20 protein-coding genes and 1 tRNA gene are annotated in these 20,637 nt (G+C 64.6%); 9 read left to right on the forward strand and 12 right to left on the reverse strand.

The window, feature by feature from the left end:
* The 3 genes from EYQ35_10400 to infA all read right to left on the reverse strand — a co-directional run.
* A partial coding sequence (locus EYQ35_10400; protein ID HIF64545.1) for a DUF4215 domain-containing protein occupies window positions 1-539 on the reverse strand: 539 nt, incomplete at its 3' end.
* Window positions 540-731: 192 nt separating this feature from the next.
* A tRNA-Gln gene (locus EYQ35_10405) sits at window positions 732-807 on the reverse strand.
* 16 nt (window positions 808-823) lie between these two features.
* On the reverse strand, window positions 824-1,069 hold the full coding sequence (gene infA / locus EYQ35_10410) for a translation initiation factor IF-1 (protein HIF64546.1): 246 nt from the start codon (window positions 1,067-1,069) through the stop codon (window positions 824-826).
* 103 nt (window positions 1,070-1,172) lie between these two features.
* Between infA and EYQ35_10415 the strand changes: the two genes are divergently transcribed.
* The 4 genes from EYQ35_10415 to EYQ35_10430 all read left to right on the forward strand — a co-directional run bounded on the left by EYQ35_10415 (window position 1,173) and on the right by EYQ35_10430 (window position 3,702).
* Entirely contained in the window at window positions 1,173-2,135 is a 963-nt protein-coding gene (locus EYQ35_10415) for a cation transporter (GenBank protein ID HIF64547.1), read from the forward strand.
* A 166-nt stretch (window positions 2,136-2,301) separates the two neighbouring features.
* Window positions 2,302-2,484, forward strand: coding sequence for a hypothetical protein (locus EYQ35_10420; protein HIF64548.1), 183 nt, complete (start codon window positions 2,302-2,304; stop codon window positions 2,482-2,484).
* A 93-nt stretch (window positions 2,485-2,577) separates the two neighbouring features.
* Window positions 2,578-3,354, forward strand: a complete 777-nt coding sequence (locus EYQ35_10425) for an enoyl-CoA hydratase (protein ID HIF64549.1) — start codon at window positions 2,578-2,580, stop codon at window positions 3,352-3,354.
* A 168-nt stretch (window positions 3,355-3,522) separates the two neighbouring features.
* Window positions 3,523-3,702 carry a hypothetical protein gene (locus EYQ35_10430; protein ID HIF64550.1) on the forward strand — a complete coding sequence of 60 codons (180 nt, stop codon included), beginning with the start codon at window positions 3,523-3,525 and terminating at the stop codon, window positions 3,700-3,702.
* Window positions 3,703-3,758: 56 nt separating this feature from the next.
* On the opposite strand, the gene EYQ35_10435 is transcribed toward EYQ35_10430, so the two are convergent.
* Together EYQ35_10435 and EYQ35_10440 are read right to left on the reverse strand one after the other, a co-directional pair.
* Window positions 3,759-4,562 (reverse strand): hypothetical protein, encoded by an 804-nt coding sequence (locus EYQ35_10435; GenBank protein HIF64551.1) that lies wholly within the window; start codon window positions 4,560-4,562, stop codon window positions 3,759-3,761.
* A 14-nt stretch (window positions 4,563-4,576) separates the two neighbouring features.
* Window positions 4,577-4,852, reverse strand: coding sequence for a hypothetical protein (locus EYQ35_10440; protein HIF64552.1), 276 nt, complete (start codon window positions 4,850-4,852; stop codon window positions 4,577-4,579).
* Between the two features lie 87 nt (window positions 4,853-4,939).
* On the opposite strand from EYQ35_10440, the gene EYQ35_10445 reads away from it, so the two are divergent.
* Together EYQ35_10445 and EYQ35_10450 are read left to right on the forward strand one after the other, a co-directional pair.
* On the forward strand, window positions 4,940-6,343 hold the full coding sequence (locus tag EYQ35_10445) for a TldD/PmbA family protein (GenBank protein HIF64553.1): 1,404 nt from the start codon (window positions 4,940-4,942) through the stop codon (window positions 6,341-6,343).
* Window positions 6,313-7,713, forward strand: coding sequence for a TldD/PmbA family protein (locus EYQ35_10450; GenBank protein ID HIF64554.1), 1,401 nt, complete (start codon window positions 6,313-6,315; stop codon window positions 7,711-7,713). The genes EYQ35_10445 and EYQ35_10450 overlap by 31 nt, the downstream gene beginning before the upstream one ends.
* Before the next feature lies 1 nt (window position 7,714).
* On the opposite strand, the gene EYQ35_10455 is transcribed toward EYQ35_10450, so the two are convergent.
* Complete coding sequence (locus tag EYQ35_10455; protein ID HIF64555.1) at window positions 7,715-9,883, reverse strand: hypothetical protein; 2,169 nt, start codon at window positions 9,881-9,883, stop codon at window positions 7,715-7,717.
* Here EYQ35_10455 and EYQ35_10460 point away from each other — a divergent pair.
* Window positions 9,770-12,031, forward strand: a complete 2,262-nt coding sequence (locus EYQ35_10460; protein ID HIF64556.1) for a hydantoinase/oxoprolinase family protein — start codon at window positions 9,770-9,772, stop codon at window positions 12,029-12,031. The genes EYQ35_10455 and EYQ35_10460 overlap by 114 nt on opposite strands.
* Window positions 12,024-13,670: a hydantoinase B/oxoprolinase family protein gene (locus EYQ35_10465; protein HIF64557.1), complete on the forward strand. Its 1,647-nt coding sequence runs from the start codon at window positions 12,024-12,026 to the stop codon at window positions 13,668-13,670. Before EYQ35_10460 ends, EYQ35_10465 begins: the two co-directional genes overlap by 8 nt.
* A 50-nt stretch (window positions 13,671-13,720) precedes the next feature.
* Here EYQ35_10465 and EYQ35_10470 read toward each other — a convergent pair whose 3' ends face one another.
* From EYQ35_10470 to maf, 5 genes are all read right to left on the reverse strand, one after another.
* Window positions 13,721-14,206, reverse strand: coding sequence for a hypothetical protein (locus tag EYQ35_10470; protein ID HIF64558.1), 486 nt, complete (start codon window positions 14,204-14,206; stop codon window positions 13,721-13,723).
* Window positions 14,207-14,438: 232 nt separating this feature from the next.
* Window positions 14,439-14,795, reverse strand: a complete 357-nt coding sequence (locus EYQ35_10475) for a zinc ribbon domain-containing protein (GenBank protein ID HIF64559.1) — start codon at window positions 14,793-14,795, stop codon at window positions 14,439-14,441.
* 51 nt (window positions 14,796-14,846) lie between these two features.
* Window positions 14,847-15,650 (reverse strand): pyrroline-5-carboxylate reductase, encoded by an 804-nt coding sequence (locus tag EYQ35_10480; protein HIF64560.1) that lies wholly within the window; start codon window positions 15,648-15,650, stop codon window positions 14,847-14,849.
* 41 nt (window positions 15,651-15,691) lie between these two features.
* Entirely contained in the window at window positions 15,692-16,486 is a 795-nt protein-coding gene (locus EYQ35_10485) for a YggS family pyridoxal phosphate-dependent enzyme (protein HIF64561.1), read from the reverse strand.
* Window positions 16,377-17,006 (reverse strand): septum formation protein Maf, encoded by a 630-nt coding sequence (maf, locus tag EYQ35_10490; protein ID HIF64562.1) that lies wholly within the window; start codon window positions 17,004-17,006, stop codon window positions 16,377-16,379. The genes EYQ35_10485 and maf overlap by 110 nt, the downstream gene beginning before the upstream one ends.
* A 47-nt stretch (window positions 17,007-17,053) precedes the next feature.
* On the opposite strand from maf, the gene EYQ35_10495 reads away from it, so the two are divergent.
* The gene (locus EYQ35_10495; protein HIF64563.1) at window positions 17,054-19,207 is read left to right on the forward strand and encodes a hypothetical protein; all 2,154 of its coding nucleotides are present in this window, start codon (window positions 17,054-17,056) and stop codon (window positions 19,205-19,207) included.
* Window positions 19,208-19,213: 6 nt separating this feature from the next.
* Here the strand turns inward: EYQ35_10495 and EYQ35_10500 are convergent, their stop codons facing one another.
* Window positions 19,214-20,632, reverse strand: a complete 1,419-nt coding sequence (locus tag EYQ35_10500; protein ID HIF64564.1) for a UDP-N-acetylmuramate:L-alanyl-gamma-D-glutamyl-meso-diaminopimelate ligase — start codon at window positions 20,630-20,632, stop codon at window positions 19,214-19,216.
* Window positions 20,633-20,637 lie beyond the last annotated feature (5 nt).

Here is a 20,637-nt window from a genome sequence, read left to right on the forward strand (position 1 = left end):
TCGCCGCAGGAGGCAGTCTCGCAACTGGAGAGGCAGGCGTCGCTGTTATCAGCGTTGCCATCGTCGCAGCTCTCTACATCGATCTGGACCAGGCCGTCCCCACAGCGAGCACTGCGACAGCTAGCCAGGCAACTATCGGCGTCGTCAGAATTTCCGTCGTCACACTGCTCAAAGCCAACGTGGATAAATCCGTCTCCGCAGCTCTGCAGCTTGCAATTAGCCAGGCACTTGTCCGAGTTGGAAAGGTTACCGTCGTCGCAGGCCTCACCCTCATCCAACTGGGCGTTACCGCAAAGCGCGTTGGCCGGCACTACGGCGATCGTAGCGCCCAGGCTTTCAAGCATCCCTGCCCTCTGCGCCGACTCTCCTGCCCGGAGTTGCAGCTCACCGTTGGATGGCATGAGCGCGGCCACAGCCGCCACCACCGCCACCAGCCCCAGGACGAACCCGGACCAGCGCAGTATACCCATCGGCGATTCCGCCGCGGGCTCGCTACCTGTTGAAAGTTGTGAATCCCCGTCTGAAAACTGGTCGTCCATAAGACTTCCCCCGGGTCTGCCTGGGCTCGAGCCCAACTACCCGCTGCTGAATGAGCAATGGGCGTGCCAGAAGCCTGCACCCGCAACAACAGCAGCAGCATTGACCGCGGTGCTTCACTCGACCTGCTAAACGAACATTTGTGAACGCCGGGGGCAGGAGCTCGAAAAAGCAGGAAAGTCAGTGGACGAGAATGGCTGGGGAGGAAGGATTCGAACCTTCAGTTGCCTGAACCAGAATCAGGTGCCTTACCAATTTGGCCACTCCCCAACGGCGGCCACCCCGGCTAGCGCCGCTTGCGAGGCGTGCGGGGGGGCGTTTTCTCTCGCCAGATTATCCGACCCCTGGTCAGATCATAGGGCGACAGCTCCACCTTAACGGCGTCGCCTGGAAGGATACGGATATAGTACTTACGCATCTTACCCGAAATATGGGCGAGCACGGTGTGGCCGTTCTCCAGCTCCACCTTGAAAAATGCGTTCGGGAGGTTCTCTTTGACCGTCCCGTCTACCTCTATACCGTCTTTACCCATATACGCGTAGCCGCCCCGGGGAACGGCTTATCGACATTGAGTACCAACTTTTCGTCAAGGTAACAAGCCTTGCACTATAAGGGGCCACCGGCCGCAGGCCACGTTGGAATCTGCCCCTCGCGCTGACATGATGCCCTTCATGACCTCCGAAAGCCGCTACAGCGACAAGCCCGGGGCGCTTTCCGGGAGGCGTACCGGTACCACCGGGGTGCTCTCGGCAGTGTTGGTGCTCAACCTGTCGGTCGCGATTGCCAAGCTGCTGACCGGGACGATGACGGCCAGCATCGCCATCCTGGCCGACGGCTACCACTCCCTGTTCGACAGCCTGGCCACGGTGGTGGGCATACTGGGCGTAACCGCGGCTTCGCGGCCGCCCGACGCGGACCACCACTACGGGCATCGCCGCTACGAGGTAGTGGCGGCATTGGTAATCGCTGGCTTCCTGGTGCTGGCGGCCTGGGAAGTGCTGGGCGCGGCGCTGGACAGGTCACACGGTGGATCTGTCCCAACGGCGAGCCCACTGGCGTTTGCCGTCATGATATCGACCCTGCTCGTCAACATCGCCGTAACCCGCTGGGAACACTCTGCCGGCGAGCGGCTCAACAGCCGGGTGCTCAAGGCCGACGCGGCCCACACGCGCTCGGACGTATACGCATCGCTGGCGGTAATAGGATCGCTGGCCGCCGTACGCCTGGGCTACCCGGGCCTCGACATCCTGGTAGCAACTGGCATCGGTGCCCTGATAGCGCGCACGGCTTACATCATCATGCGCGACGCGCTGGCCGTACTGTCGGACGCGGCTCCCATACCCAGCGAGGAAATAGCCGCCCTGTTCGAGAACAACCGGGCCATGGGCCGCGTGCACGCGGTTCGCTCGCGCAGTAACGGCAGCGACATCTACGTTGACCTGCAGCTCTACCTGCCCGACGACATGAGTGTACTCCGATCGCACCACGTCACCGAGGAAATCGAGGACAAGATAAAACAGAGCTACCCCGCGGTGACAGACGTGGTCGTCCACGTCGAACCGGCCAGCCTCGACCCGACCACGCGCCGACATCGCTGAGGCGGGTCTACGTCTTCGCCCGGGTCTACGCTCTCCCCCGGATCTACGTTTTCGCGCAGCACTGCACGCTTACGTCCGGCTCTTGCATCCCTGAATCTCTAGCCCCCCTGTTTACAGGCCCTTTTTACTGCTTTTCGTTGGGCAAGCATTTTGCTTCAGCCCGGGCATGGCTTCGACTCACAAGACCGTACGCAAGACGACCCTGCTCGACCTCCTCGTCACGATCGAGGACGAAAGCCACGGTCACTGCACCGAGGGAACCCTGGTGTCGACGGCTCTCAAGCTTATCAACTCGGGCAAGGTCAAGCTTTCGGGAACCTTTGCCAACGCCAGCCTCCCCCTGAAATAACTCCCCCTGGGCCAGGCCCTACCCCGCTTCTACGGCTGGACTTTTCAGCCCTGACTTCCACAAAAACCCTGGCAGCGCTATACCGTTGTCACCGTGAACAGCACCGAAGAACTGAAGAGCTCGATAGACGGTGCCGTTGGCTGGCTCAAAATTGACCGCCCGCGGAGCCGCGGAGCCATGACCCGAGACATGTGGCAGGCGTTTCCCGCTTTGCTGCAGGACCTGGCCTCGCACGAAGAAGTCCGGGTAATCGTGGTGACGGGCACAGAGGGTAACTTTGTTGCCGGGGCTGACATAACCGAGTTCCGCGCCCTGCGTTCAGACCCCGAAGAAGCACGGCGCTACGACGAGGGAAGCCGCGACACGCTCGCGGCGCTCGAGAAGCTCTCGGTCCCCACTATCGCCATGCTGGGCGGGCCCTGCATCGGGGGTGGCTGCCTGTTGGCCTTCGGCTGTGATCTCAGGATAGCCGCGCAGGACGTGCCCATGGGCATCCCGGCCGGCCGCCTCGGCCTGGCCTACCCGCACCACGCCCTCGAACGGCTGCTGGCCCTGCTCGGAGAGGCTACGACGCTGGATCTGCTGCTCACCGGCCGCTTCGTGCAAGGCGAAGAAGCGCTGCGCATGGGAATGCTGCACCGCTGTGTAAGCTCGGACCAGCTCGAAGAAACCACCAGGAAAATCGCTGCCCAGGTAGCATCAAATGCTCCCCTCGCGCTGGCTTACTCAAAACAGGCCTCGCGCAGAGTCGGCCGCATATCTCCCGACGAGGTCAAGGACCTTGTCTCGCGCTGTTTTCAGAGCGAAGACTACGCCGAAGGCGTGACCGCCTTCCTCGAAAAACGCCGCCCCCAGTTCAAGGGCCGCTGAGGCGGACAATCCTGTACCGCGCGGTTCATTGCCGTGCCCTTTGCCATGGCGTGTGCGAGGGTAATTCTCTTGCAATTTCCATAACTTAACTATTTTCAACTGCCTGCCACGACGCTGGCACGAGCCATGCTTTTATCCACCCACAGTCTTTCGGGAGGAAAAACGAGCATGGCAAAGCGTAACGAAAAAAGTGGTTCAAAGAGGTCTTCTTCGCAGGTGGTTTTCACCGGCAAGCGAGTAAAAGGTTCCTGGATAATGGAGACCCTGCTGCCCTTCGCCAGGGAGCGCTCGCACAACGACGCTTCGGTGGCCGGCGCCAGCAACGAGCGCGTCCGCACACTTCACTAGACCGCCGGCCCCGCAGGCCGGCCCGCTACGCGGTAGCTGGCTACTTGAAAGGCTGGCTACTTGAGAGCCAGTCCGGGTGATGCGGGATTAACGCCGACGGTAGCCGTGAAAAAATCTATGTATCCCAGCACTCGCCTGATCAGGGTAAGTGTTTCGGGATAAGGGGGCGGCTGGTTTCCATAACGCCGCACCGCCCCGGGCCCGGCATTCCAAGCCGCGGCCATCAACTCAACCTGTCCATCAAAACGCTGGTTGTAAGTGGCGTTGAGGTAGCAGGCCAACAACACGTTCAAACCGGGATGGTAAAGATCGTCGGCCACGAAATCCTTGAACACGTCCTCGTCTACATACAGGTAGTCGTAGTTTTCGCGGGCGAGATGAGCCACGGCCCACCTGGCCGTGGACGGCATGATCTGCGTCAGTCCCCTTGCACCCTTACGCGAGCGGGCGCGTATGTTGGCGCCCGATTCGGTGAGTATCAAAGCGCGAATGTAGTCGCCGTTCACGCGCGCGTCGTCGGGGCCGTAAGACAAGGAGCTGAAGTAGCGAATCAGGGGCTCGAGCCGATCCAGCCTGTTGAGCTGCTGGCTACTTGGCCGTCGCTTCGCCTCCACTGAAACACCCGGGCGTGGTCCCTCCGGGAGCGAAGCCGCACCGGAAAACGAGGGAATGACGAGCAGCGCGCAGGCCAGCGCAGCCACCGGCAGCGCCGCGCTCTGCGCACCCAACACCTTATACTTGTTCAAACTTCTCACTCGGTACACCAACCGAGCGCGCAAAAGCGCGCAAGGCACTACCCGGTGCACGAAAAAGAACCAGTGGCTGTCAGTGACTGTTGCCCGAAGAACAGCAAGCGGCAAACGCCGCTTGCTTGCTACTTGTCGGGCTCAAAACCAAAAACGCGGACGCGGGTCCTGCCACCGTGTTCGACTTCGTCGACCAGGTTGCGACCCCTGCACTTCGGGCACGGAAAAAACCTCTTCCCCTCAACCTCATCCGCCAGAAGGATCATGTTCCCCATGAGAAATCCTTCATCCGTTTCCTCGAAGGCCAGAAGGCCATCACAGGATTCCGACTTACAACGCAAGGGATTTACCTTGATCTTGCGCCCCGGCCTGGCCGGTACGCCCGCTGCAGGTGCGGAATCCACCCGGCTAATTACCGCAGCGGCAGCGGGCACACAAACCCCCGGGTCGCTGGATGTTGAACAACCCGAAAACATGCCTAGAATAGGCGGATGTCCGCCGCTGGAGTAATCGAGACCCTCAAGCAGGCCGCCGCCTCGGCAGGGGGCTTCGTTGAGCTCAGATACCACGCCAAGACCTCCCGCGGGGTGGTCGTAGAAAAAGGCAAAGTCGAAAGCAGCAGCTCGCGCTCGGTTGCCGGGCTGGGCGTGCGCGTGCTTGAGAACGGCGCCTGGGGATTCGCCTCCACCGGAAGTTCAGAACCCGCCGACGTCAAGCGAGCCATCGAGTCGGCGCGGGCCGCCGCGAGCTCGGGCGCCTCGCTGCGAAGCGAGGCGGTAGCCGACCTGCCCGAGGTCAAACTCGCCACCGGTGACTTCAGCCAACCGGGAGTCGACGAGATCGAGCAACGCTCGCTCGAGGAAAAAGTCGGCATGGCCCGCAAGCTCGAAGAAACCGTGCGCGGTTCTTCATCGTCGGTCTCGTCTGCTACCTGCGGCTACTCAGAAATCTTTGAAGAAAAAGCCATCGTCACCACCGACGGAGCCGCTGCGAGTTTTCGCCTGGTGCGACCCGAGCTGCGCCTGCAGGCGGTGGCCGAAAGAAACGGAGAGATGTCGACCGGCTTCGAAGCGATTGGCACTACCGGTGGCTGGGAGTGCCTGTTTCGCCACGGCGACGGCGAGTACTTTGCCGGCAAGGCGGCGCGCACCGCTGTTGACCTGCTGTCGGCCGGGCACCCGCAGGGCGGCCGTGCCTCGGTCATCCTGGCGCCCTCGATAGTGGGGCTGCTGCTGCACGAGGCCATCGGCCACACGGTCGAAGCCGACTTCGTACAAGCAGGATCGGTGGCGGCCGGGAAGCTGGGCCAGCGCGTGGCCAGCGACCTGGTCACGCTGTGCGACAGTGGCGCTTCGGAACTCGAAGACGGCGCCGGCGGCACCATACCCGTGGACGACGAGGGCGTGCTCGCCGGTCGCACGGTCATCATCCGCGACGGCATACTCGAGTCCTACCTCCACAACCGCGAGAGCGCGGCTCGCTACGGTGTCGCGCCCACGGGCAACGCCAGGGCCTGGGAATACGCCGACGAGCCGCTCATAAGAATGCGCAACACCTACCTCGAGCCGGGGCAGACCAGCCTCGAAGAGATGATCGCGAGCACGAGGCACGGCTACCTCCTCGACGGCCCTCGCAACGGCCAGGCCGACGCCACCGGCGAGTTCATGTTCGGCGTGCAGGAAGCGCGCGAGATCAAGGACGGCAAACTCGGGGCGCTGGTCAAGGGAGTCACGGTGACCGGTATCGCCTTCGACGTGCTGTCAACGGTGGACAGCGTGTCGGACAGTTTTCGCTGGGACCTCGGGTCGGGCTACTGCGGCAAGGGGCAACCGGCCAAAGTTGACGCAGGCGGACCCTACATCAGATGCAAGGCACTGCTCGGGGGCGAGCAGTGAGCTCGACAGGGGGGAGTGTTTCGCCCCGGGATCCGCTGGAGATCTGCAAACAACTGGTCGACATGGCCATTGACGCCGGCGCCGAACAGGCCGAAGCCATGGTCGAAAGCGGCCGCGGGGTAGAAACCAACATCGAGTCGGGCGAAGTGCACACCGTTCAGTCCCGCGAGGAAACCGTGTTCGGGCTCAGGGTAATAAGCCAGGGCTCGAAGGCCTTCGTCACCGCCAACGACGTATCGGAGAGGAGCCTGGCCGACAGCATAAAAGAGGCGCTCGCCCAGGCTTCGGTCATCCCGGCCGACGAGGCCAACGCCTTCGCGCCCACGGGTGACAGCACTACCGTCGAGGGCCTTTACGACCCGGCGATCGAAGAAATGACAGTGGCCGACTCCAGCCGCCTCGCCGCTGCTCTGGCCGAGGCCGTCAAGTCGCGCGACCCGCGCGTCACCATCGACTCGGGGTCGGTGAGCTTTTCGATCGAGCGCAGCGCGCTCGTCAACTCGCTGGGAATCGAGAAAGCAAAATCAGCTACGATGGCCGGCGGATCCCTGTTCGGCATGGCCGTGGACGGAGAAGACATTGCCAGCTTTGACTACGACAGCGAGTCGAGCTGCAAGCTGGACGGCTTCGAAGCGGCGTTGCTCAAGACGGCAGATCGTTTCACCGACAAGTGCCTGGCGGGGCTGGGTGCCGGCGAGGGCCTTAGTTACCGCGGCCCCGTTGTGCTGTCTCCCGAAGCCGTTGCCGAGTTCCTTCTGTCAAACCTGATGGGGGCGTTGTGCGCCGACACCGTCCGCAAGGGCCGGAGCCCCCTGGCCGACAAGCTCGAGCAGGTCATCGCCTGCGAGGCTTTCAGCCTGGTCGACGACGCGACCCTCGACTCGATGGTGACCTCGAGTCCCTTTGATCGCGAAGGCGTGGCGACGGCAAAAACCACCATCATCGAGGACGGGCGGCTGCGCACCTTTCTGTTTAACCAGCACGAAGCGACGCTCACCGGTGGCGACGCCCGCTCGACCGGCCACGCCGCGGGGTCGGCCTCATCCCCTCCGGGTATTGGCCCGAGCTACCTCGAGCTGGCCGCCGGTGAAGAAAGCAATCTACTGGCGAGCGACGGCGGCCCCGTCGTACTCGTCAACCGTTTTTCGGGCAGCACCAACGCGGTGACTGGAGACTTTTCGGGCGTGGTCAAGAACGGCTTCCTGGTCGAAAACGGACAGCGCCGGCCGATACGCGAAACCATGATAGCCGGAAACCTGTTCGAAGCCCTGCGCGACATAAGCGCTCTCTCGTCCGAGCGCAGATTGGTCGGCAGCTCTGCGCTCGTGCCCTCGGCGAGAATCGAAAACGTATCGGTGACCGCGGGCTGACTCAGGGTTTGCGGATGGTCGCTTCGCCAAGCGCGCGCGACTTGAGCAGGCCGGCGTAGCCGCGCTGAGCACTCGGCCCAGCGCCCCTGGCCACCTGCTTACAGGCAACAGGGTAGCCCATGAGGGCCTCGGTCAACGTGGCCGCCCAGTCGGGGGCCTGCCCGCCGCCAGCCAGCAGGTTGTTGCGCTCAGCCGGATCAATCGCGAGATCGTAGGCCTCCAACTCCTGCCCACCACCCGTTGCCGGCTGCATGATGAGCTTGTAGCGTCCCTGCTTGACTGCGTAAGCGGGCGATTTCCAGCGCAGGCCTTTACCGCTCTCGTCCACGCGCAGCCGCCCCCTTGCTTCGCTGAACCGAGGCGACAGTGAAAAAGGCAGGCCGCTGCCCAGCGAACTGGCTAGCGACACTCCCTGTACACCCGGTGGCGCCTCGATACCCAACAGCTCAACCAGTGTGGGAGCGAGGTCGACCAGGCTCAACGAAGCGTCGTAGCGCGTGGATTTTTTTATGCCAGGGCCACTCATCATGAGCGGAACCTTCAACGATTCTTCGTAAAGATGGCTGCCCGCGCCCCTCGCACCGTGCTCGAGAAACTCCTGGCCATGATCGGAGGTGACCACCACCACCACGTTGCCGTCGAGTTTTCTCACCACCGAGTCTACGAAGGCGCCGAGCTGGTCGTCCAAGTAGCGCAGTTCGCGTTCGTAGCGCACCAGGGCGCCCTCGTCGACGCGGCTGTCGGCAAACAACTTGTCGTCCTTGAACATGCTGCCGTAGCCCCGCGGCGGAAGGTGCGGTGCATGCAGCCGATAGCTGTGCACGAACATGAAAAAGGGTTCGTCCGAGTGCGCGTTGACCCAGTTGCCCGCGGACTCGAGCGTGCCGACCAGGCGGCCCTCGGTGTCGGCCAGGTCGTAGCCCTCGTCGGCCACGAAACTGTCGAAGCCGGCAGCCAGGGGGCTCGAGATTCCCGCGGCACCACCCTCGGTAAAAGCCACCGTGCGGTAGCCCCCACGCGACAGCAATGCAGCCAGGGTGTCGACCTGCGGCGACAGCTCTTCGTTGTTGTCGAGCACACCATGCACCGACGGGTACAGCCCGGTAAACACGCTCATCCACGCCGATTGCGGAGTGACTGACGGGGTCGACGCGTTGTCAAAGATCGCGCCGTTGCCACCGAACCACTCGTCCATGAAAGGCGTAGTGTCGCGCCGCGAACCGCAGCAGCCCATGCTCGTATAGCGAAATGAATCGAGCCCAACGATGACCAGGGAGGGGCGCCTGTCGCGGCCCTTCCTGGCGACCACCATCGGCGAACTCCAAACCACCGCCGGCACCACTTTAGAACCGCCACCCACAGAGCGCGACTCGAACTCTATGCTGACCTGCCTACCGCCAAGCGACGAAACATCTACGTCGATGTCGAACCAGGCCGGCTCCAGTTGACCAGGATCGACCATGGCGCTGAAAAGTTTCACCGTCTGCAGCGCGGGCCGTCCGTCTTCGAACACCCGCGCGCGAACCGTGATGGACACCGGCGCGAGGCCCTTCCAGTCCTCGGAATCTACGCTGTATCCAAAACGCAGTTCCGAAGAGCGCGGGATACTTACCGGCAGGCTGCTGATGGTGCGCGCTCCACCGTTGGTGGCCAACTGCGCGTACAAGGCCGCCACCACCGGTCCGGGTTCACGTTCGGGAACAACAAGTGTGCTGCTCAGGCGGCCGAGCTTGCCCTCACCCGGACTGAATACATGCCTTCGCTTCCAATCGCCTTCTTCGTAGAGGAGCACCTCGGCGTCGAGCTTTTGTCCCAGCAGGGGGGCCGGCAGTTCGCCGTACACGAAAACGCGCCCACCGGCGGCTACCTGTACCGGGACCATGGACAGCAACACGCGGTCGCTGCTGGCTATCGCAAGGCGGCGTTCGCCCGCAGCCGAAACCGGCTGCCAGGGGGCAGCCCGGGGGCCGGCTTCCAGGAGGTCCTCTTGCGAAGCGTCGGGTTCTTCGATGTCGGCTTCCCGCAGGTCTGCAGCCATGTACAGCAGTAGCGGCGGTTGTGCCGCCAGGACCGAGGACGCCGACAACAGCGTCACCACCGTCAAGAAGGCGGCCACGGCCATGAGAGAGAACGTGTGCCGGGCTACGGCAACAGGCGTAGAAGAACGCATCGCCCTTCATTCTTACCCCACCCGGCTACGCCCGCAAGAGCGCGACCGGGCGGAGTTGTTAAAGCCGGGCGGCAACGGCTATTGACTGCCGCTGACGGCAACTCGTGGGACGGGCAGCGCCTTGCGCCACGGGCCCGCGGTAGAATCGAACGCGTGCAGAGCAATGCTCAAGGCAGACTCGAGGTAGGCGTAGACACCGGTGGGACTTTCACCGACGTGGTCTACCGCCGTTCGGACGGTAGCAGCGGTTGGTGCAAGCTGTTGTCCACGCCCGACGATCCCGGCCGCGCGGTACTCGACGCCTTGGCGCGCCTGTTCGACGGAACTCCCCCCGACCGCCTGGGCTACGGCACCACCGTAGCCACCAACGCTATGTTGCAGCGGCAAGGCGCGCGCACCGCACTGGTCACCACCGCGGGTTTCGAAGACCTGCTCGAAATCGGCAGGCAGGCCCGCCCCGAACTCTACCGGCTGGAGCCGCGACGCGAGCAACCCCTGCTGGCAGGAAACATGAGCTTCGGCCTGGCCGAACGAAGCGCGGCCGACGGCAAAGCCCTGCTGCGCCCCGACAAGGGAGCTCTCGACCAACTGGCCAGCAAGCTGCGACGAGCGCGGGTCGAATCGATAGCCGTGTGCCTGCTGCACTCCCACGTCAACCCGGCCCACGAAAAAGCCGTGGGTGAGGCCCTGCGCCAACTCGGCGTACCGGTGACCCTTTCGCAACAGCTCTCGCCCGAACCCGGAGAGTACGAGCGCGCCTCGACCGCGGTGGCCAACGCCTTCGTGCGCCCGCGGGTGGAACGGCACCTCGAAGATCTCGCGCTGAAGTGCGGAACTACCGATTTCCGCGTCATGCAATCCTCGGGTGGCTGCCTGGGCGTAAAGACGGTGAGCCGCGAGCCGGTTCGCAGCATGCTCTCGGGGCCAGCGGGCGGAGTCGCGGCGGCCTTCGAGGTCATGCGCGCAGTTGACCTTGAGCAAGCCGTGACGCTCGACATGGGGGGCACCTCCACCGACGTCACGCTGATCAACGGGTCTATCCCTCTCACCAACACCACCGTTATCGGTGGCATCCCGCTGCGCTGCCCGGCCGTGGACATTCACACGGTGGGCGCCGGCGGCGGTTCGATAGCGTCGGTCGATGCCGGCGGCGCGCTCAAGGTAGGACCGGCGAGCGCGGGTGCCACGCCCGGCCCCGCCTGTTACGGGCGAGGAAGCGAACCCACGGTAACCGACGCCAACGCGTTGCTCGGACGACTCGCCGGCGGCGGACTGCTCGGCGGTGAAATGCCTGTCGATCTTGCGCGGGCACGCCGGGTGATGACCCGACTGGGCAAGCGCATGGGCAGCCTGTCGGCCGAACGTGCCGCCGAGGGCGTGCTCCGGATAGTGGAGGCCAACATGGAGAGGGCAATTCGCCGCATAACCATAGAGCGTGGCCAGGACCCGCGCGGCGCGACCCTGCTGGGCTTCGGCGGTGCGGCGGGCCTGCACGCCTGCGCGGTGGCCGATTCGCTGCAGATGGTCAGCGTGCTGCTCCCCTGCAACCCCGGCCTGCTTTCGGCAGGGGGAGTGCTGGAGGGCAGCTTCAGCCGCGACCTGAGGGCCGCGCTGTCACTGCAGGACCCCAACATCGGCGAGCTCAGGCAACGCTGCCTCGCGCTCGAAAAACAGGCCTGTGCCGAGCTGCTGCAACAAGGCTGCCGGCCGGGTCAGATACGGCTGAGCCGAAGCGTGGGGCTGCGCTACCTCGGCCAATCAAGCGAAATCGAAGTGCCGCTGAAGCCAGGCTTCCGCGCCGCTTTTGACCGCGAGCACCACAGGCTGTTTCACCACCACGACGAATCGCGGCCGGTGGAGGCCTGCGCGCTGCACGTAACCGCAACCGAAGCCCGCCGCCGCAGGCGCAGGACCGTGGCCACGGTTGGCCGTAGCAGGACCCCGACGCCCGCGCATAACGTGAGCGTGTATCTCGATGGCAGAAAACGAAGGCTGCCGTTGTACCGTCGCGACGACCTCGTGATGGGGGACCGTTTCGTGGGGCCAGCCTTGGTGACCGAGTACAGTTCTACCTCGCTGATTGCTACCGGTTGGACCGCCCGCGTGGACGCCGAGTCTAACCTGCGGCTGGAGAAAGACGGTGGCTGAACGCTTCGATCCAGTCGAGCTCGAGCTCTTCAGCAACCGCCTGGTCGCGGTGGCCGAAGAAATGGGCACCGTGCTCTGCCAGGCCGGCTTCTCGCCCAACATCAAGGAGCGTCGCGATTTTTCCTGCGCGATTTTTGACGCGGCTGGCGGCATGGTGTCGCACGCTGCGCACATACCGGTGCACCTCGGCTCGACACCCTTGTCGGTCAAGGCAGCCATCGAGGCCATGACGGCTGACAGCGGAGACGTTCTCGCCGGCGACATCATGCTGCTCAACGACCCCTACTCGGGCGGTACCCACCTGCCCGACCTCACCGTGGTGGCACCGGTCTTCCTAGCCGGCCACGACAAGTCGAGCAGGGCCGGGCGCACTCGCCGACCCTTTGCCTGGCTGGCGGCCCGCGCCCATCACGCCGACGTGGGAGGCCACGCACCCGGTTCGATGGCGCTGTGCACCGACATCCACCAGGAGGGATTCCGCATGCCGCCGGTTCACCTCTACCGGGGTGGCCGCGTGGTACGCGAAACGATGGAGCTGTTCCTGGCCAACACCCGCGTGCCCGCCGAGAGGATGGGCGACCTCGACGCCCAGGTCGCGGCCCTGCGCAGCGGCGATCAGCGTCTGTCCGAACTGGCGGCTCGCTTCGGCCCTGGGCGTATCACGCGCGCCATGAAGGAGCTCCAGGATTACTCGCAGCGCCTGGTCGAAGCCATGATCAAGGAGCTGCCCACCGGCGAGTTTAACGCCCGCGACTCCCTCGATAACGATGGTATTGACCCGGAGCCACTGCGACTTTCGGTCACGCTACGGCGGCGGGGCAAACGCCTGGAGATCGACCTGCGAGGCTGCGCCCCTCAATGCCGGGGCCCGCTCAACGCCAACCTCGCGGTGACCACGTCGGCGGTCTTTTATGTCGTGGCGTGCCTCGCCGGCAGCCGGGTACCGGCAAACCGCGGCATGATGGAGCCCGTAGACATACTCACGACGCCGGGCACGCTCGTCGACTGCCGCTTTCCGGCAGCCGTGGCCGGAGGCAACGTCGAAACCTCGCAGCGTATAGTAGACCTGTTGCTGCGGGCCCTGGCCCGAGCACTGCCCGGTCGTGTACCGGCGGCGAGCTCGGGCACGATGAACAACCTGACGCTCGGAGGTTGGGACGTGCACCGTGATCGCCACTTTGCCTACTACGAAACGGTGGCGGGTGGAGCCGGCGCCGGACCGTCGGGTCCGGGCTGCCACGCCCTGCACACCCACATGACCAACACGCTCAACACGCCCGTGGAATTGCTCGAATCCTATTACCCCCTGAGAGTGATCCGCTACGGGCTGCGAAGGCGCTCGGGCGGGGCCGGAAAGCACCGCGGGGGTGACGGAATAGATCGAGAAATAGAGGTCCTGGTGCCAGCCACACTGACACTGCTGGCCGACCGGCGGCAAGAGGGGCCCTGGGGACTGGCGGGCGGAAAGCCCGGTCTACCGGGCCGCGATACGGTGAGCAGCTGCGGCCGAACGAAAGCCATCGCCTCGAAAACCGAGCTGCAACTGGCCGCCGGCGACCGAGTTCGCGTGCAGACCCCCGGCGGCGGTGGCTGGGGGCGGGTGAGACGGAAGGTAGCAGGCAAAAAGAAGCGGGGCTGACCGAATCGGTTTCCCGATCTCGCTCAACCCCGCTTTACGGATTTCCCAGGTCAGGCCGCTGCTTTACGGCGTGACCCCTTCTCGAGGGTGTCGATCCTGCGCTCAATGGCGGTGAGCCTGCGCTTGACCGAATCAACATCGCCGCGCACAGGCAGCTTGAGCCACTTGGCCAGCCGCGTGGCCAGCTTACCGGCTTCCTTCTGGGCGCTGGAAGTCAGCTCGCGGCGACGGCCGTTGGTCTGCTTGCGCAGCCCGGTGACCCTCTTGTCGAGCTCGGTCCTGGCGTCGGCCAGGCGCTCTTCGATCTGCTCACGCAGTTCGTCGACGCGACCGTTGAGGTCCTCGCGAACTTCGCCGATACTGTCAACCATCTTGTCGACCACCTTGTCGACCTGGCCCTGCTGTTGCTCAGGGAGCATGGACACCGCGCGACGTCCGAAACGCTCCGCGGCCCCTTCGACCTCGCCACGAACCCTGTCCACGGTATTGGTTACGTTACCGAAAAGCGGTGTAGGTTGCTTCTTTGCTTTTGTCATTTTTTATTCCCTCTTGTCGTACCGCGTCATCCGGCCCCATCTTTGCCCCCCCAACAGGGGGAGCGCCAAACGGGAACCCGCCCAAGGAACACAGGTTTAAGTTTGTACCCAAACCCGTGCCGTATCCATGTGCGGACAGCCTAAAAGCTGGCCGTAACGCTTAGCTGTGCACTACTTTACTCACTGCGTCATAAAAGTCAAGGCCGTGGGCCGGGCTTTGACGCAATGCAGCTTATTTTGTGGGTTTTTTCGCCGAAGTTTTGCTCGAGCTCTTGCCCGACCCCTTGCTTGAGCCGCTGGCCGGGCTGCTGTCGGAACCGCTGCTGGACGAAGAGTCAGACGACGAACCGGCCGATGAGCTGGCCGGCGAAGCAGCGCTCTTGTCCTTGGATGAATCGTCCCCGGAGCCTTTCTGGTAGCCCTCCGAGTACCAGCCGCCGCCCTTGAGCTGAAACGACGACGACGAAATCAGCCGCTTCACCTTGCGCCGGCAACCCTTGGTGGCGCAGCGCGACAGGGGATCGTCGGACATGGACTGGGGGTGTTCAAAAACCCCGCAGACGGGGCACTCGTATTCGTAGATTGGCACCTTGGTTACGCTTCCGTTGTTTTTTGTTTCCCTTGTGGGAACAGAACGAAACTAGGAACGGCGGCCAGTCTTGTCAACGGCGAGTTCCCTCGACCGCCTCGTGGCTGCCTTCACGGCCGAAGCCACGGTCTGGCTGAAACCCCCGCTGGCAAGAGCGGCAAGGCCGGCCAGCGTGGTGCCGCCCGGCGACGAAACCGCCTTGCGCAACTCAACGGGCCCCTGCCCGCTCTCAAGCAACATCCTGGCGGCGCCAGCCAGGGTGTGACAGGCGAGGTGCAAAGCGGTTTCCTGGTCGAGCCCGGCCGCTTTGCCACCGCGGGCCAGCGCCTCGGCAAACAGGTAAACATAGGCTGGGCCACTACCGCTCAAGCCAGTGACCGCGTCCATCAGCTTCTCTTCTTCAACCACGAGCACTTCGCCAACGGCTTCGAACATGATCCTGGCCACCGCGAGGTCTTTTCTCCGCGCAGTCGCCCCCGCGCAAAGCACCGACATGCCGCTACCCAGCAGGCAGGGGGTGTTGGGCATGACCCGAATAGCGCGCACACCGGGCCCCAGGGCCTTCTCCATGCGCGACAGGCGTACACCGGCCGCGATAGAAATAACCAGCTTGCCGCGCCCGAGCAACGGCGACAGGCCCGACAGAACCTCTTCCATGACCTGCGGTTTTACCGCCAGCACCACCGTTTGGGCGGCCTCGGCCAGCTGCGCGAGATCAGCCGTAACCCTGACTCCGAAGCGCCGCTTGAGCACGCGGCGGCGAGCCGCCAGGGGCTCGCAGACGACTATTGACTCTGGAGAAACACCGCCGTCATCTCCCGGCTCCAGCAAGCCCTTGAGCAACGCGGCAGCCATGTTGCCACCACCAACGAAACCGACAACCGGCGCCTGCTTGCTCACGACTCGCCCCCTTCACGTTGCCCGAACACAGCCCTGCCTATCCTTACCATCGTTGAACCCTCCATGATCGCATCCTCGTAGTCAGCCGACATGCCGGCCGATATCTCAACCATCGCTGCCCGCGGCAGCTCGAGCCCCCGCAGTCTTTCCTGCAGTAATCGCAGCCGTTCAAACTGTGGGCGAGCCTCCTGCCCCGGGTCGGCCACACCGGTAAGGCCTTCGATGCTCAGCCCGGGCATGTCGGCCAACTGCCTCAAGAGCTGCTCGGCCTGGGCCTCTTCTACGCCGGCCCGCCCCTGGTCGCCGCCAAGTTTGATCTGCATCAACAAGCGGCAAGGCGCGGCCGCTTCTCCCAGTGCGACAACAGCGCGTGACAAGGCCCGGCCGGCCGAAGCCGAGTCGATACCGTGCAGCAGGTAAAAAGCGTCGGCTGCCCGCTTGGCCTTGTTCGACTGCAAGCGTCCCACGAGATGCCAGCGAACGTCTTCGAGGCCTGCGATCTGCATACGTGGCAGGGCCTTCTGCAGGTAGTTCTCACCTAGGTCGAGCTGCCCCGCCCTGGCCGCCTCCAGCAGGGCTTCGTCGGGCTGGTTCTTGGTGACGACCACCAGGCGCGGCGGGCGGGCGGCACGGCCGGCACGGGCAGCCGCCGCGGCCAGACGCTCCCTGACCTCGGCGAGATTATCGGCTACCGCCACCGTCTCCCCCTCCTTGCTGCAGCGGCCGAACTCCCCGGCGCGCGAGCGGGGCCTCGAGCTGCGCCACGGGCAGGCCGATGACGTTGTCCACACAGCCCGCTACCGCAGCCACCAGCGAGCGTCCCAGCCCCTGCACCGCGTACCCACCAGCCTTGTCGTCGCTTTCGCCCATTGCTACGTAGCGCTCGGCCTCCAATCTCGAAAACTCCCTCATGCGCACCACCGAGCGCGTAAACCCGCAGGCGGGGGGCGCCAGGCCCGTACCGCCGCCGGCCGCCAGCAGTGCCCAGCCGGTGTAGACCAAGTGGTTGCGCCCCGCGAGCATGAGCAGGTAGTCAACCGCCTGGGCGCGGTCGATGGGTTTTCCCATCATCATTTTCTCGACCACCACCGTGGTGTCGGCGCCGAGGACTACTTCGCCCGCGTGGCGCCGACTCACTACCGCATCGGCCTTCTCCAGGGCCAGGCGGATAGTGGCGTGCAACGCTGACTCGCCCAGGCACTGAAGTTCTTCGACCCCGGCTACGTCAATATCGAAACTGTAACCCTCTCGATCGAGAATCTCGCGCCGCCTTGGCGAGGCAGACGCCAATACGAGGCGGCCGGTATTCATGGCCTGTATTCTTAAACCCGCTCTGGTAAAGTCAAAAAGGAGACCACGTGCTGATCAGAGCGAGAGCGTTTTCCGTCCTTCTTACAGCCACACTGCTGGCCCCGGCCGTTACTGCCTGCAGCGCCCTGGCGGCACCCGGAAAGTCCCTGCTCGGCAGATCCGACGCCACCCACGCCGCCCGGCTGGGATCTGCAGTGACGGCCCTGTCCGCCAGCGGGGCCGACGATCCGGCCCTGGCCCGGCGCACCCTGCTCACCCTGAAAAATGACTTCGCCCTGCTGGAGGACTACGTGCTCTACTTCCTGGCCCGCAGCCGCCTCGCCGCTCCCGGCTTGAGCGCCGAGGCGGCCGTCGATGAAAAAGCTGCAGCTGCCGGCGAACTCGAGAAGCTGCTGGCGCTGGCACCCGACTCGCCGGTGGCACCCGCCAGCGCAGCGCTGCTGGTTGGCCTGTCGGAAACAACAAACGCCCGCGTACTCGAGCTGGCCGAAAAGTACCGCGGCGGAACCACCCTCAATGCCGATTTTGCGGCTATCGCTGTGGCGGCCGCGCGCCGCCTGCAGGCCTCGGACCCCCCGCGTTCGCTCGAGCTGGCCAACCGCGCCAGGGCAAGAGATCCCGGCGGTCAATCGGGCAGGCCGGCCGCCGAGCTGGCAGCCAATCTGCGAAGCGACAACCCAAAACTGCTGCCGACCAGCGCCGAGCAGCTGGTGACCGAGACCCGGCTGCTGGGTGCCGAGGGCAGGCACAGCCAACGCGTGGCGATGCTGGACAAGCTGCTCAAGGACTTTCCGCGCCACCCATCCCGCACGACTTCGATTCTCGGCCGGGCCCGCTCGACCGCGGCCCTGAAAGATAAGCAGGCGGCTGCCTGGTGGCTATCGCAGAAATCTGCGAGCGAAAGCGACCCGGGCCGGTCAGCGCGACTGCTGTACGAGTCGGCCGTGTACAGCTGGAACGCGAACCAGTCGACGCTGGCCCTGCAACGTTTCGAAAAATTTCTGTCGCTGGAGTCGGGGCTGGACGAAGACCACAAGGCCCACTACGCCTCGGGCCGCATCCATGAGTCAGCCCGCCGCTACAACAGTGCGGCCGCCCACTATCGCTCGGCTGAAAAAAGCAGTGACCAGCACATCCGCAGCGAGTCGGCGTGGAGGGCCGGTTGGGCTTCGTACCGGGCGGGTAACTACCCTGGCGCGGCGTGGAAGTTCGGTCTCATCGTGCAGGCTACCAAGCCACCCGCCCGTGGATCGGGAGTCAGCAGGCCCTCCAGCTCGAGTGGACGCGAAGGTGCCCTGTACTGGAAAGCCCGCTCCATTGAACGCGCGGCGGGCAAGACCAGCAGCGAGGCCCTGGACGTGTACCGGCAGCTGCTGGCCGAGTTTCCCGACGGCTTTTATGCCTGGCTCGTCGAGCAACGGCTGCCGCTCAGGGCGCCCGCGGCCAAGGTCGAGAATCTTCCGCGCTCAACGGCCCCGCTTGACGCGCCTGCACGGCGCACGCTGGCGCGGGCGGAAGCGCTGAGAATCGCCGGCCTGGGCCACCACGGGGCCACCGAAACCGCTCGACTGACCAGCGGCCGCAGCAGCGAACAACTGCTGGCCCTTTTACCGCAGCTGGCCGCATCGGGTGCCTGGAACAGCAGCCTGCGCGTCTCACTTCAGCTCTATCGCAAGGGCCTGCTCAACGATGCCCAGCTGTATCCGTTTCTCTACCCCAGGGCCCACGCCGACATAGTGGGGCGCGAGGCCGGTCGCTGGAAGATCCGCCCCTCCCTGGTCTACGCACTGATGAAACAGGAAAGCGTTTTTGACGCGCACGCCACGTCGCCGGCCGCTGCCTATGGATTGATGCAACTGCTCTTGCCCACGGCCAGGCGGGTGGCCAAAACGACGGACCGGGCAGAGCCTTCGCGCGACGACCTCTTCGTGCCCGACGTCAACATCGCGCTGGGCACAGCCTACCTCGCTTCGCTCGCGCGGCGCTTCAACGATAACCCAGTCCTCATGCTCGCCGGTTACAACGCGGGCGAGAACGCGGCGCAACGCTGGCTCGACCGGTTGGACGGCCTCGACGAGGACGAGTTCATCGAAAGAATTTCTTACCGCGAGACCCGTGGCTACGTGAAAAAAGTTCTGCGCAACGCTCGCAATTTTGAGCGCGTGTATGGCTCCAGCGGCGACAGCGCTGCCGGAAAATAGAACAGCTCAGCCGCCGAGAGCAGCCAGCAGGCGGCGCGGAAGATCTCCAAAAGCGCCGTTGGACATACACAGCACCACGTCGCCCGCTTTGAGCTCGCCCGGCAGGCGGTCGAGTATGGCGTCGGGACCGTCGGCCTGCCAGGCCGGGGTACCAGTACTGTTCAGCTCCTCAACCACCGCCTCGGTGTCGAGTGCTTCGCCCTCGGCCAGGGTATCGTTCTCCTTGTGGAACACCTCGCTCAGAACGACTCGGTCGGCCAGGGCCAGGGCCTCGGTATAGCGAGCCTGGAAGACCGACCGGCGGCTGGTGTTGGAGCGCGGCTCGAACACCGCCCACACCCTGCGCCCGTTATACGCGTCGGCCATGGCAGCCAGGCTGCCGGCAACCGCTGTGGGGTGATGGGCAAAGTCATCGATCACGTCCACGCCCGCAGCGCTGCCCACCAGCTCCTGCCTCCTGGCGGCACCCCGGTACCCCGCCAGGGCCTCGCCCACGGCGGCGTCGGATATACCGAGCTGTCTCGAAAGCACGAACACCGCCAACGCGTTGAGCACATTGATGCTGCCGTGAAGCCGCAGCTGTAAGCGCGGGCCCAGCTCACCTTCAAGCGACGGGCGGAACGAGCTGCCGGCCGAACCGTGCTCGAGTTCTGTGGGCCTCCACTGGTTGTTGTCGCCGCAACCGTAACTGATCAAGCCCGGCCGCGGCGACGAACCAAGCAGGTCGAGCAGGTGGGGATAGTCGCCGCAAACCACCAGCGGGGCGCCTTCGGGCAGCAACTCGACCAGGCGCACAAACGAACTCTTGACGTGCTCCACGTCGCGGTAGATGTCGGCGTGGTCGAACTCAACGCTGGTGATTATGCTCGCCGCCGGCTGGTAGTGAACAAACTTGGGGCCCTTGTCGAAGTAGGCCGAGTCATACTCGTCGCCCTCGATGGCAAACCAGGCGCCCGCCCGGCCCGCCCGCGCCAAGCCTCCGAGGTCGCGCACCAGGCCACCCACCAGATAGCCGGGGTCCTCGCCGGCGACCTCGAGCACGCGCGCCAGCATGCCGGTAGTGGTCGTCTTGCCGTGAGTACCGGCCACCACCAGGCTACGCCGGTCGCGCAGGAAGTAGCGGGCCACCGCCTCGGGGAATGACAGGCGGGGCAGCCCCAGGCGCTCGACCTCGGCGGCCTCGGGGTTGCTGGCCGACACCGCGTTGCCGATAACTACCACGTCGGGCAGGGGGTCGAGATGGTCGGCCGAAAAACCTTCGAGTATCTCTATGCCGGCGTCGGCCAGCACCTGTCCCATGGGCGGATAGGAAGCCTTGTCCGAGCCGCTCACAGTGTAGCCCGACTGCTTGAGCATGACGGCCAGCGGCGCCATGCCGACGCCACATACAGCCACGAGATGTACGTGTTGTGATTTCCCTGCCACGACCC

This window comes from Candidatus Binatota bacterium (assembly GCA_012960245.1).
GTDB lineage: Bacteria > Desulfobacterota > Binatia > UBA1149 > UBA1149 > UBA1149.